The organism is Pantoea sp. OVA07A (genome assembly GCF_019969975.1).
Classification (GTDB): domain Bacteria; phylum Pseudomonadota; class Gammaproteobacteria; order Enterobacterales; family Enterobacteriaceae; genus Pantoea; species Pantoea agglomerans.
Map to the genome: position 1 here is coordinate 662,509 of NZ_JAHXYM010000001.1, position 12,561 is coordinate 675,069.

At 57.9% G+C, this 12,561-nt stretch carries 9 protein-coding genes; 7 read left to right on the forward strand and 2 right to left on the reverse strand.

Annotated elements, in window-relative coordinates; genetic code table 11:
• Position 1: 1 nt before the first annotated feature.
• The gene (locus LC417_RS03060) at positions 2-328 is read left to right on the forward strand and encodes a YnfA family protein (RefSeq protein WP_031292947.1); all 327 of its coding nucleotides are present in this window, start codon (positions 2-4) and stop codon (positions 326-328) included.
• Between the two features lie 31 nt (positions 329-359).
• On the opposite strand, the gene ydfG is transcribed toward LC417_RS03060, so the two are convergent.
• Positions 360-1,106, reverse strand: coding sequence for a bifunctional NADP-dependent 3-hydroxy acid dehydrogenase/3-hydroxypropionate dehydrogenase YdfG (gene ydfG, locus LC417_RS03065; RefSeq protein ID WP_010244822.1), 747 nt, complete (start codon positions 1,104-1,106; stop codon positions 360-362).
• Between the two features lie 401 nt (positions 1,107-1,507).
• Between ydfG and guaD the strand changes: the two genes are divergently transcribed.
• From guaD to dcp, 5 genes are all read left to right on the forward strand, one after another.
• On the forward strand, positions 1,508-2,836 hold the full coding sequence (gene guaD / locus LC417_RS03070; protein WP_111533821.1) for a guanine deaminase: 1,329 nt from the start codon (positions 1,508-1,510) through the stop codon (positions 2,834-2,836).
• Positions 2,833-4,275 carry a xanthine dehydrogenase small subunit gene (xdhA, locus tag LC417_RS03075; protein WP_223565429.1) on the forward strand — a complete coding sequence of 481 codons (1,443 nt, stop codon included), beginning with the start codon at positions 2,833-2,835 and terminating at the stop codon, positions 4,273-4,275. Before guaD ends, xdhA begins: the two co-directional genes overlap by 4 nt.
• Entirely contained in the window at positions 4,265-6,631 is a 2,367-nt protein-coding gene (gene xdhB / locus LC417_RS03080) for a xanthine dehydrogenase molybdopterin binding subunit (RefSeq protein ID WP_223565430.1), read from the forward strand. The genes xdhA and xdhB overlap by 11 nt, the downstream gene beginning before the upstream one ends.
• Complete coding sequence (gene xdhC / locus LC417_RS03085) at positions 6,618-7,394, forward strand: xanthine dehydrogenase accessory protein XdhC (protein WP_010670170.1); 777 nt, start codon at positions 6,618-6,620, stop codon at positions 7,392-7,394. The genes xdhB and xdhC overlap by 14 nt, the downstream gene beginning before the upstream one ends.
• A gap of 61 nt (positions 7,395-7,455) precedes the next feature.
• Complete coding sequence (dcp, locus tag LC417_RS03090) at positions 7,456-9,501, forward strand: peptidyl-dipeptidase Dcp (protein WP_223565431.1); 2,046 nt, start codon at positions 7,456-7,458, stop codon at positions 9,499-9,501.
• Positions 9,502-9,552: 51 nt separating this feature from the next.
• Here dcp and hpxO read toward each other — a convergent pair whose 3' ends face one another.
• On the reverse strand, positions 9,553-10,710 hold the full coding sequence (gene hpxO / locus LC417_RS03095; RefSeq protein WP_010244840.1) for an FAD-dependent urate hydroxylase HpxO: 1,158 nt from the start codon (positions 10,708-10,710) through the stop codon (positions 9,553-9,555).
• A gap of 619 nt (positions 10,711-11,329) precedes the next feature.
• Between hpxO and LC417_RS03100 the strand changes: the two genes are divergently transcribed.
• Positions 11,330-12,511 (forward strand): glycosyltransferase family 4 protein, encoded by a 1,182-nt coding sequence (locus LC417_RS03100; RefSeq protein WP_010670168.1) that lies wholly within the window; start codon positions 11,330-11,332, stop codon positions 12,509-12,511.
• Positions 12,512-12,561: the final 50 nt, after the last annotated feature.

A 12,561-nucleotide genomic window follows, 5' to 3' on the forward strand; every position in this document is an offset into this window, starting at 1 on the left:
GCTGATTAAAACCGCCTTGCTGTTTTTTATTACCGCGCTGGCGGAGATTACCGGCTGCTTTCTGCCGTGGTTATGGCTGAAAAAAGGCGGGTCAGCCTGGTTGCTACTCCCTGCGGCAGCAAGTCTGGCGCTGTTTGTCTGGCTGCTGACGCTGCATCCCGCGGCCAGCGGACGGGTTTATGCCGCCTACGGTGGCGTCTATGTGCTTACCGCGCTGCTCTGGTTGCGGGTGGTGGATGGCGTGAAGCTAAGTGTGTGGGACTGGAGCGGGGCTCTGATCGCATTCAGCGGCATGCTGATTATCGTGATGGGCTGGGGACGCGGGTAACGCCAGCCGTGAGGGCTGGCGCTGCAGGGAGTTAAGGTTTATGCACTTTCAGCCCCGCCAGCGTCTGGCTGACCGGCATCATCTCAAGGCTATTGATGTTGACATGTTTAGGCAGTGTGGCCACCCAGTATACGGCTTCTGTCACATCTTCCGGCGTTAAGGCGGTAGCCCCTTCGTAGACCTGACCCGCCTTGTCATCATCGCCCTTAAAGCGCACGTTGGAAAACTCTGTGCCGCCGACCAGACCCGGTTCAATGTCGGTCACGCGCAGCGCGGTGCCGTGTAAATCGGTTCGCAGATTCAGGCTGAACTGGCGCACAAAGGCTTTGGTGGCGCCGTAGACGTTGCCGCCGGCATAGGGCCAGCTGCCGGCAATCGATCCGATATTAATGATATGACCGACATCACGCTCCACCATCTGTGGCAGCAGGGCGCGGGTCATATAGACCAGGCCTTTGGTATTGGTGTCAATCATGTTTTCCCAGTCTTCGACGTTGGCCTTGTGCGCCGGTTCGACGCCCAGCGCCAGACCGGCGTTGTTGACCAGCACGTCGATATTGCGCCATTCCGCCGGTAACTGCGCCACCGCCTCTTCAATGGCGGCACGGTTACGCACATCGAGCTGTACCGTATAAATATTCTCGCCCAGTTCATCCTTCAGCGCTTTTAAACGTTCAGCCCGTCGTCCAGTGGCAATCACTTTATGACCATTCTCAATAAAGCGACGGGTGATGCTTTGACCAAAACCGGCGGTCGCACCGGTGACAAAAATAATCATCTCACTGTTCCTTATGCCATTTTCAGAGTCGATGGCTTCACCATAGCATTTCATTTCCGCTTCTGCGCGTGGAAAAACTGCCTGACCTGTAAACGGATTTTAACGGGTAGCCAGCTGCGCCTTTTCAGGGCAGATTGCACCGTTAAAGGGCAGGTTTGCGGGTAACCCGCCATACTCAAAATGTTCAGGGCGCGCAATATTGAGTAGCAACCGTTTGCATCCGTTCCGCAAACGGTTGCTAAGCCATCTCAGTCCTTATTTGTTGCGCAACTTCACTTTTTTAGCTTATTTAACTGATATTTAAAGAATTTATTCTATTTCAATTCTGGCACGCAGGTTGCACAGGATTATTCAGATAATCATCTGCAGATATAACATCGCGCTTTCAGAAAGGACTACCCATGCTTTCAGCAACCGACACGGCGATACGCGCCAGCTTCTTTGACTTTACCGGCGTGGTGGATCGTCCCGACGACCTGGCTGGCCAGGCCCGCTATCTTGAGGATGCGGTGCTGCTGCTGCGTGATGGATGCGTAGTGGGGCTGGATAGCTGGGAGAATAGCGAGGCGATGCTGGCGGGGCATCCGGTCATCGACCTGCGCGGCAGACTGATCGTGCCGGGCTTTGTCGATACCCACATTCACTATCCGCAGACAGAGATGATTGGCGCATTTGGCGAACAGCTGCTGGAGTGGCTGAATCACTACACCTTCCCGGTTGAAGCGCAGTATCACTGTCCCGATCATGCTGCGCGGATGTCCGCCTTCTTCCTGCATCAGCTGCTTTCCAACGGCACCACCAGCGCGCTGGTGTTTGGCACCGTCCATCCGCAATCGGTGGAGGCGCTGTTCAGCGCCGCCGAAGCGCTGAACATGCGGCTGATTGCCGGGAAAGTGATGATGGATCGTAATGCGCCTGACAACCTGACCGAAACCCCTGAACAGAGCTACCAGCAGACCCGGGCGCTGATTGAGCGCTGGCACCAGCGCGGACGCCTGAGCTACGCCCTGACGCCGCGCTTTGCGCCGACCTCATCCCCACAGCTGCTGGAAAAAGTGCAGCAGCTGCGTCAGGAGTTCCCGGATACCTGGCTGCATACCCATCTCAGCGAAAACCCGCAGGAGGTCGCCTGGGTCAAAGAACTGTTCCCGGAGCGTGAAGGCTATCTGGATGTTTATCATCATCACCAGCTGACCGGCCGCCGCAGCGTCTTTGCTCACTGTCTGCATCTGGAAGAGAACGAATGGCAGTGTCTGCACGATACCGATTCATCCATTGCTTTCTGTCCCACCTCAAACCTGTTTCTCGGCAGCGGCCTGTTTAACCTGAAACGCAGCTGGCAGCAGGGGGTAAAAGTGGGGATCGGCACCGATGTCGGGGCGGGCACCACCTTTAATATGCTGCAGACCCTGGGCGAAGCCTACAAGGTGGGCCAGCTGCAGCACTACCGGCTCAGCGCGGCCGAAGCCTTTTATCACGCCACGCTGGGCGGGGCGCGCGCGCTGGATCTCGACCACGCCATCGGAAATTTCAACATCGGTAAAGAAGCGGACTTTGTGGTGCTGGACCCGGCGGTTTCTGCCCTGCAGCAACTGCGCATCGGCAACAGCAAAGATATCTGGGAAAAACTGTTTGTATTAATGACGCTCGGCGACGACCGCAATATTGCCCAGACCTGGGTAGCCGGTCGTCCGGTCTGGCAGCGCGACGCACAGGAGCAAGCCGCATGATCCAGTTTCTGTTAAATAACCAGCTGGTCAGCGAGGACGCGCTCGACCCCAACCTCACGGTACTCAACTACCTGCGCACCCGTCAGCAACGCCCTGGCACCAAAGAGGGCTGTGCATCTGGCGACTGTGGCGCCTGCAGCGTGACTCTGGGCAAAGCCGTAGGGGGAACAATGCAGTATGAAACGGTCAACAGCTGCCTGACGCTGGTCTCCGCGTTACAGGGCAAGCAGCTGATTACGGTTGAGGATCTGCGTCACGGCCGCGCACTGCATCCGGCGCAGCAGGCGATGGTCGACTGCCACGGTTCGCAATGCGGATTCTGCACGCCAGGCTTTGTGATGTCGCTGTTCAGCCTGCAAAAAACCGCTTCGGGCTGGGATCGCCATCAGGCGGAAACTGCGCTGGCGGGCAACCTCTGCCGCTGTACCGGTTACCGGCCGATTATGGCCGCCGCCGAACAGCTCTGCTCGCAGCCGGTGACAGATCAGTTCGATCAAGGTGCCGCCGCAACCGTGCAGCGGCTTGAGGCGCTGGCAACCCCGGAGATGCAGGAATTAGGGGGTGAGGGACGCCGTTGCTTCCTGCCCAAAACTCCGGCTCAGCTGGCGGCGATCTATCTGGCACATCCCGAGGCGAGGCTGATTGCCGGTGGCACCGATCTCAGCCTGCAGATTACCCAGCAGCATAAAAGAATACCGTTGCTGATTGCGCTGGAGCAGGTTGCCGCGCTCAAAGTCTGCAGCGAATTTGATGACCACTACCTGCTGGGCGCAGGAGCTTCGCTGCAGCAGGTCAGCGAATTTCTTGCCAGCCGCATTCCCGGCGTCAGCGAGATGCTGCAACGCTTTGCCTCGCTGCAAATCCGTCTGCAGGGCACATTAGGCGGCAACATCGGCAACGCTTCCCCCATTGGCGACGCCTCGCCGGTGCTGCTGGCCCTGAACGCCAGCCTGTTGTTACAGCGCGGTGAGCAGCAGCGCAGCCTGCCGCTGGATCAGTTCTTTACCGGCTATCGCCAGACCCGGCTCGAAAAAGGGGAGTTTATTCGCGCCATTCGCATCGATAAAGTGACGGTGTCACCTGATTTTGTGGCCTGGAAAGTGTCCAAACGGCTGGACGATGATATCTCCGCCGTGTTCGCCGCTTTTAATCTGCAGATTGAACAGGGCGTAGTCAGCAGTGCCCGCATCGCCTTTGGCGGCATGGCGGCAACACCGCAGCGTGCCCGTCACTGTGAACAGGCATTCATCGGTCAGCCGCTGAATTCCGTGACAGTGTCACGCGCAGCCGCGGCGCTGGCAGAGGATTTCCAGCCGCTCTCCGATTTCCGCGCCAGCAGTGACTATCGTCTGCAGGTCGCACGCAACCTGCTGCGCCGCTACTGGCATCGCCACAACGGCGAAATAACCTGTATTGAGGTGGCCCGCTATGTCTCATAACCGTCCTGAACTCAACGAAGAGGTCATTAAGGCGCAGTATGCCGCTGATTTACAGAGCGGCGTTGGTCGCAGTAACCGCCATGAAAGCGCGGAAAAACATGTCTCTGGCGAGGCGCGTTTTATCGATGACAAGCCAGAGCTGCCGGGTCTGCTGCATCTCTGTCCGCGCCTGAGTGAGTATGCTCATGCGCGCATCCTGCATATTGATGTGCAGCCCTGTTATGCCATTCCCGGCGTCGTCAGCGTCCTGACCTGGCAGGATGTGCCGGGCATCAATGATGTCGGGCCGCTGGAGCCGGGCGACCCGCTGCTGGCCCATGACAAAGTGGAGTATCTGGGACAGATCGTGATCGCGGTGGCGGCGGATTCCCCCGAGGCTGCCCGCCTTGGCGCGGCCGCTGCGGTAATTGAATATGAGGTGCTGGAACCGCTGCTGGATGTGGAACAGGCGCTGGCTCAGGGCAGCTTTGTGCAGGAACCTCACATTCACCAGCGCGGTGATGTGGAAGCGGCCCTGGCGCGTGCGCCGCATCGGGTCAGTGGGGCGTTTCACATTGGCGGCCAGGAGCATTTCTATCTGGAAACCCAGACGGCAATGGTCATTCCCGGTGAAGATCAGCAGTTGCAGGTTTTCTCTTCAACCCAGAACCCCACCGAAGTGCAGAAACTGGTGGCGGAAGTGATGGGCATCAGCCTGAATCAGGTGACGATAGATATGCGCCGGATGGGCGGTGGCTTTGGTGGTAAAGAGACGCAGGCGGCCGGTGTCGCCTGTCTCTGCGCCATCGTGGCGCGCCAGACCGGCCGGGCGGCGAAGATGCGGCTTTCACGTCGCGACGATATGCGCGTCACCGGCAAACGCCATCCGTTCTTTGTGCGCTACGAAGCGGGCGTTGAAGAGGATGGGCGTCTGTGCGGCATCAAAATCGATCTGGCCGGAAACTGCGGTTATTCGCTGGATCTTAGCGGATCGATTGTCGATCGTGCCATGTTCCACGCCGATAACGCCTATTACCTCGGGGATGCACGGGTAACCGGCTATCGCTGCCGTACTAACACCGCCTCGAACACCGCCTATCGGGGTTTTGGCGGGCCGCAGGGCATGGTGGCGATTGAACAGATCATGGATCATATCGCCCGTGAGCGCGGGCTGGATCCGCTGGCGCTGCGCAAGCGTAACTACTATGGCAAGCAGGATCGCAACATCACCCATTACCACCAGCAGGTAGAGGATAATCTGCTGGATGAGATTACCGAACAGCTGGAGCAGAGCAGCGACTATCAGGCTCGCCGCGCGGAGATTAAGGCGTTTAATGCCCGCAGTCCGCTGCTGAAACGCGGTCTGGCGCTGACGCCGGTAAAATTCGGCATCTCCTTTACCTCCAGCTTTCTCAATCAGGCGGGGGCGCTGATTCTGATCTACACCGACGGCACGGTGCAGCTTAACCACGGCGGCACCGAGATGGGCCAGGGCCTGAACACCAAGGTGATTCAGATTGTCGCCGAAGTGCTGCAGATTGAGATCGATAAAATTCAGATCACCGCCACCGACACCGGCAAAGTGCCCAACACCTCGCCAACCGCGGCCTCCAGCGGGGCTGACCTCAATGGCAAAGCGGCGCAGAATGGTGCTGAGATCCTGCGCGACCGTATGACCGCCATGCTCTGCGAGCTACACCAGTGCGACGCGGCGGCGGTGAGCTTCCGCAACGGAGTGGTGCGCGCCGGAGATAAACATTACACCTTCGCCGAGGTGGCGAAGCTGGCGTGGCTGAATCAGGTGCCGCTCTCCGCCACCGGCTACTACCGCGTGCCGGGGATTCATTACGACCGGGTCGCGGGTCGCGGGACGCCATTCTATTACTACGCTTACGGTGCAGCCTGCTGTGAAGTGGTGATTGATACTCTGACCGGCGAATCCCGCCTGCTGCGCGCCGACATTCTGCATGACGTCGGCGCCTCGCTGAATCCGGCCATCGACATCGGCCAGGTTGAAGGAGGCTTTATTCAGGGCGTCGGCTGGCTTACCTGCGAAGAGCTGGTGTGGAGTAATAAAGGCCAGCTGCTGACCGATGGCCCGGCGAGCTACAAAATTCCCGCCATCAGCGACGTTCCGGCGGACCTGCGGGTCACACTGGTGGAGAACCGTAAAAACCCTAAAGACACGGTGTTCCACTCCAAGGCCGTAGGTGAACCGCCGTTTATGCTGGGCATCGCCGCCTGGTGTGCCCTGCAGGATGCGGTCGCCAGCGTCTCCGATTACCGGCAGCACCCGCTGCTGGACGCGCCCGCGACGCCGGAGCGCATCTTCTGGGGCGTGCAGCGCCTGACGGGAGGGGTTGATGATTTATCATGACTGGATTGGCGTGCTGCATCAGCTGCGTGAAAAACGTCAGAGCTGCGTATTAATCACCGTGCTCAGTGAGCACGGTTCGGTGCCGCGCGACAGCGGCAGCAAAATGGTGGTGACGCAGCAGGAGAGTTATCTCACCATCGGTGGCGGTCATCTTGAGTTTGAGTGCATCGCCCAGGCTAGGGCGATGCTGCAGAGCGGGGCGACTGCGCCACACACCGAGGATTTCAGCCTTGGCGCGCGGCTCGGACAGTGCTGCGGCGGCAAAACCACGCTGCTGTTTGAGCCGCTGCTGCAGGCGCAGCCGGAGATCTACCTTTTTGGCGCAGGCCATGTGGGACAGGCGCTGGTCAATCTGCTGTCAACGTTACCCTGTCACATAAACTGGATCGACAGTCGCCCGGCGCAGTTCAGCCACGTTCCGGCTGGCGTGGTGACGCTGCAGCCGGACGATCCGCTCGACTGCGTAGCACAGGCACCCGCAGGCAGCTACTTCATCATCATGACCCATCATCATCCCCTCGACTTCGAACTGTGCGAGGCGGTGCTGAAGCGCGGCGATTTCCGCTATGCCGGGGTGATCGGTTCTGAAACGAAAAACCAGCGTTTCCGCTACAGGCTGGCGGGCAAGGGTGTGGCGAACGAACCGCTGGCGCGCCTGCGCTGTCCGATTGGCCTGCCGGACGTCAAAGGCAAGCTGCCCGCCGAGATTGCGGTGGCGATTGCCGGTGAAATCATCAGCGTTTATCAGCAGCACGTCGCCTGAGTTGTCGCTTTCGCGGCAACCTGTCAGGATAAGACTTTGCGATGCCCACCAGGAGCGAACCATGAACGCCCGTCAGAATCCCTTCTTTAGCGTCAGCACACTGCCTTACCAGACTCCTCCTTTTGACCAGATTGAGGAGCAGGATTTCCTGCCCGCGCTGCAGGCGGGCATTGAGGAGAAGCGTCAGGAGATCGAGGCGATCGCACTGAACAGCGACGCGCCCAGCTTTTTCAACACTTATGAGGCGCTGGAGAGGAGCGGACAGCTGCTCAACCGGGTGAATCTGGTGTTCAGTGCCATGACCTCGGCGCATACCAGCCCGTATCTGCAGCAGGTGGATGAGGAGATTGCGCCTCAGCTCACCGCGCTCAACGATGACATCATGCTTAATCGCCCGCTGTTTTCGCGGCTCGATGCGGTTTATCTGCAGCGCGCTAAACTGGATGCCGAATCAAAACGGCTGGTCGAGGTGATCTGGCAGCGCTTTCAACTGGCGGGGGCTAATCTGCCGGAAGCGCAGAAACAGCAGCTCAAGACACTGAATCAGGAAGCGGCCCGCCTCGGTACCCGCTTCACCAACAAATTGCTGGCCGCCACTAAAGCGGGCGGGCTGGTCGTCGATGATCTGCAGAAGCTGGCGGGACTCTCACCGGCCGATCTGGCGGTGGCGCAGGCGGAAGCGCAGGCACGCGGACTGGAAAAGCACTGGCTGCTGGTGCTGCAAAACACCACCCAGCAACCCGCACTACAGAGCCTGGCCGATCGCGCAACCCGTGAAGCGCTGTTTAAGGCGGGCGTGACGCGCACTGAAAAAGGCGATGAGAACGACACCCGCGAGCTGGTATTACGTCTGGCGCAGGTCAGGGCCGAGCAGGCGCGGCTGCTGGGATTTGCCAGCTATGCCGAGTGGAAGTTACAGGATCAGATGGCCAAAACGCCTAAGGCGGCGCTGGCGTTTATGCATAACATCGTGCCTGCCGCGCGCGGTCGTGCGGAGCGTGAAGCGGCGGCTATCCAGCAGACCATCGACCAGCAGCAGGGCGATTTTACCCTGCAGGCCTGGGACTGGCGTTTTTATGCCGAACAGGTGCGGCGCGCCCGTTACGATCTGGATGAGAGCCAGATTAAGCCCTACTTTGAACTGAATTCGGTGCTGCAGAATGGCGTGTTCTGGGCGGCGACGCAGCTCTATGGCATCCGTTTCACGCCGCGACAGGATCTGCCGGTTTACCATCCCGACGTCCAGGTCTATGAGATTTTTGACGCCGATGAGACCCCGCTGGCGCTGTTTTACACCGACTTCTTTAAGCGCGACAGCAAAGGCGGCGGCGCCTGGATGAGCAACTTCGTCAACCAGTCCACGCTGCTCGACAGCAAACCGGTGATCTACAACGTCTGTAACTACACCAAACCGCCAGCCGGTGAACCGGCGCTGCTGAGCTGGGACGACGTCATCACGATGTTTCACGAGTTCGGCCACACGCTGCACGGTCTGTTTGCCAGCCAGCGCTATCCGAGCCTGTCGGGAACGGAAACCCCGCGCGATTTCGTTGAGTTTCCTTCGCAGATCAACGAGCACTGGTCCAGCGAGCCAGCGGTGTTCCGCAACTACGCTCGCCACTATCAGACTCAGGCGCTGATGCCCGCTGAGCTGCATGAAAAAATCGTCCGGGCCGCCACGTTCAACAAAGGCTACGAGATGAGCGAGCTGCTGGCTGCCGCGCTGCTGGATCTGCACTGGCACAGCCTTAACCGTGATTCCGCGCCGCAAAGCGTGGAGGGATTCGAGCAGCAGGCGTTACAGAGCGATAATCTGGCGCTGACGGCGGTGCCGCCGCGCTATCGCTCCAGCTATTTCCAGCACATCTGGGGCGGTGGCTATGCTGCAGGTTATTACGCCTATATCTGGACGCAGATGCTCGCCGACGATGGCTATCAGTGGTTTGCGGAACAGGGCGGACTGACGCGCGAGAACGGCGACCTCTTCCGGCAGAAAATTCTGTCCCGGGGGAACAGCAGCGATCTTAAAACACTGTATGAAAGCTGGCGGGGCGGGCCTCCGCAGCTGGAGCCCATGCTGAAAAATCGCGGTCTGGCGGAGTCATAGCAGAACGGGCTGTCACGCGCTGGTCGCGCTGACAGCCCGGTTTTATTCGTGTTAACCCAGCGGGCCACCTTCAATGGTTTCGCACATTCCGGCCAGCACCCGTTCACCGGTTTCGCTTTTCAGAGAGTCATACCATTCTGCCGTGATCGCCGGATCGCGCGCATGGGTGACGTCACAGCGTTTGCGCGCTTTCAGCACCAGATCTTTTACCCGTTCAACCCGTCGCGCCTGATAGCGCAGCAGTGCATCTTCAATACCCAGTGAATGAGAGGCCAGCGTCGAGGCCAGTACCACGGCATCCTCCATCGCCGCGCAGCCGCCCTGGCCGATATCGGGCGTGGTGCTGTGGGCAGCATCGCCCAGCAGGGCCACACGTCCTTTAACAAAGCGGCTGAAAGGTTCGATGTCGTGAATCTCAACCCGATTGGTGGTGTCAGGATTGATTGCCGCGATCAGCTGCTGTACCGGCTCCGCCCAGCCCTGAAAATAGCCGGTTAAGTCCGCTTTCACCGTACTGCGATCCTGCGGCAGTCCCTTCGGCAGCGGCACATCAAAGAAGAAGTAGAATCGATTGCCGCTGACCGGCATCAGCGACACCCGCTTGCCGTCACCGACAAAGGTGGTCCACTGATCGGCGGGCGCAATCTTCTCATCAATGGTGACCAGGCCATTCCAGTTAACGTAACCGGCGTAACGTCGTTCCAGCTTCTGCTCCAGCACATACTCGCGGATCACCGAATGGGTGCCATCGGCGGCAATCAGGAAATCGCCGGTGGCCTGAGTGTTGTCGGAAAAGGTGGCAATCACGCCACTGCCGGTCTGCTCGACCTGGATCACCCGCTTACCAAACTGCACCCGTTCACGCCCGAAGGTATCAATCAGCATCGCCTGCAGTTCTGCCCGCGCCACCGGACAGGGATATTCGCCAACCTGCTGCACCAGCGGCGCCATACTGAAGCGGGTCAGGGGTGCGCCGGTGGTGCCATCGTGATAGGCCATATAGGCCATGTTCCCGCCCAGCTCACGCAGCGCGGTTTTCATGCCCAGCGCATTCAGGCATTTAACACCGTTGGGCCAGATGGAAATCGCCGCGCCGACGGGCTTCATCTCCTTTACGGCTTCAAAGACCTCAACGTCAATTCCGGATTTCTCCAGCGCAATGGCACTACTCATACCGCCTATACCGCCACCAATCACGATTGCTTTCATAATGCTCTCCTGTCTGCATAGGTCACTTCCTGCAACTTTTGTACCAGAGAGGGGGTTGTAGAGCGCCTCCTTTAAATAATGATGTAAATCATATGCTTAATTAATGATAGGAGGCGCATGGCACCCGCTTGCCTCTTAAGCAGTTGCACTGAATTGTGGCAAACAGGCGTGCAAAAAGGGTGCGGCTATAACCGTACTGCATCATTTGTTTCATTATCGCCCGTCTGTGTCTGTGTTAATCATCAGCCAGTGGAACGCGCCGGGCACTTTTCAGCATGGTCATTCTTATTACTTTAAAAGTTATTAACTAAAATCCTCATCCGCTTCGCTAATATTCCTGACAATTAATTAAACATTTACATAACAACTGGCGCGAATATTTCCCGGAAAATAATCGTTATATTCAATAAGGGGTTAGCCTGACACAGTTAAACACACCTGTTAATAAAAAATGCAAATTCATAACCAGACACAATTGTGTCTGTTTTAGCACCGTGCGCAATCATTAGCAAAAGCGTTCAGGCCGCGTCATTACGGGCTTTTAGGATATTGCTCAGACCCGCCAGTCACGATCACGTGATATAGATCACTCCGGACACAAGGACTCTGGAAGGCGAACATGAAAATTGGAATCACGAATAACCAGTATCCGGAGCAGCGTAATATCTTAGTTAATCCGGATAACGAATATATCAATCTGAAAAAGAGCAATCTGTTCTACTTTATTAACCCGCTACGAACCCGATTGCTCAAAAAAAATAAAACCTTTGTCTTTCAGCCTGTGCCTTTTTCAGGGGCATCGCGGGCTGACATCCTGCATCTGTTCAATGAAGTGGCGATAACCCCTCAGAAGTGGGTCGCGTCATTTGAAACGGAGCTGCCGCGTGTGCTGCCGGTGGCGGGCGTCGCCAAGCAGGACAACCCCGAGCTGAAACGCCTCATTCCTTATCTGTTAAAAGATAACTGCCTGGGGTTGATTGCCATCTCAGATGCCACCCTGAACATTCAGATGAAACTGTTCAGGCCTGATATTGCCCAGCAAATCCGCCGTAAAACCCTGGTGCTGCATCCGCCGCAGAAGCTGTTTATCCAGCAGAAAACGCCGCGTCAGCCCGGTATTCTGAAACTGACCTTTGCCGGTAACGAGTTCTACCGCAAAGGCGGGGCTGAAGTCGTGCTGGCGATCAGTGAGCTGATTGAAGAGCGCAAACTGGAAGAGTCCCAGCTGGATGTGCAGCTGATTGGCGATCTCGCCAAGCGTCGTAACGTGGCGCACCGCCAGTTCCAGGATGATGAGACGTTCTATAGTGGCATTGAGAACCGCATCAAACGCTATCGCTGCTTCACGCATCATTCACAGATGGATAACGGCGCCCTGATGCAGCTGTTCCGCCAGAGCGATGCCGGACTGCTACCAACCTGGCAGGAGACGTACGGTTTCTCAGTGCTGGAGATGCAGGCTAACGGCTGCCCGGTAATCACCAGCAACGTGCGCGCATTGCCAGAGATTAATCCCGCCAGTGCAGGCTGGGTGATTGCGAGTCCGCTGAACGCTGACCGTGAATACAGTATTACCTCGCCAGAGCAGAAAACGCAGCTACGCCAGTCGCTGGTGGAGGGGCTGAAATCGATACTGCTCGCTATTATCGACCGTCCTGAGATGCTGCAGGAGAAAGGTGAGGCGGCGATTCTGCGCATCAAAGATCAGCATGACACCCAGCGTTACATTGCCCGGCTCAACGATATCTACAGCCGTGGCGTGATTAATGTCACTCAACATCCCCCTGTGGTCTCAATTTGATTAGATTTCTCTGACGGGGCGCGCCAGACTGGCCATACTTAGTGCAGCGT

Coding starts and splice junctions, on each gene's coding strand:
- ydfG (WP_010244822.1), bottom strand. CDS start 1,106: ATGATTATTTTTGTCACCGGTGCGACCGCCGGTTTTGGTCAAAGCATC.
- guaD (WP_111533821.1), top strand. CDS start 1,508: ATGCTTTCAGCAACCGACACGGCGATACGCGCCAGCTTCTTTGACTTT.
- xdhA (WP_223565429.1), top strand. CDS start 2,833: ATGATCCAGTTTCTGTTAAATAACCAGCTGGTCAGCGAGGACGCGCTC.
- xdhB (WP_223565430.1), top strand. CDS start 4,265: ATGTCTCATAACCGTCCTGAACTCAACGAAGAGGTCATTAAGGCGCAG.
- xdhC (WP_010670170.1), top strand. CDS start 6,618: ATGATTTATCATGACTGGATTGGCGTGCTGCATCAGCTGCGTGAAAAA.
- dcp (WP_223565431.1), top strand. CDS start 7,456: ATGAACGCCCGTCAGAATCCCTTCTTTAGCGTCAGCACACTGCCTTAC.
- hpxO (WP_010244840.1), bottom strand. CDS start 10,710: ATGAAAGCAATCGTGATTGGTGGCGGTATAGGCGGTATGAGTAGTGCC.
- LC417_RS03100 (WP_010670168.1), top strand. CDS start 11,330: ATGAAAATTGGAATCACGAATAACCAGTATCCGGAGCAGCGTAATATC.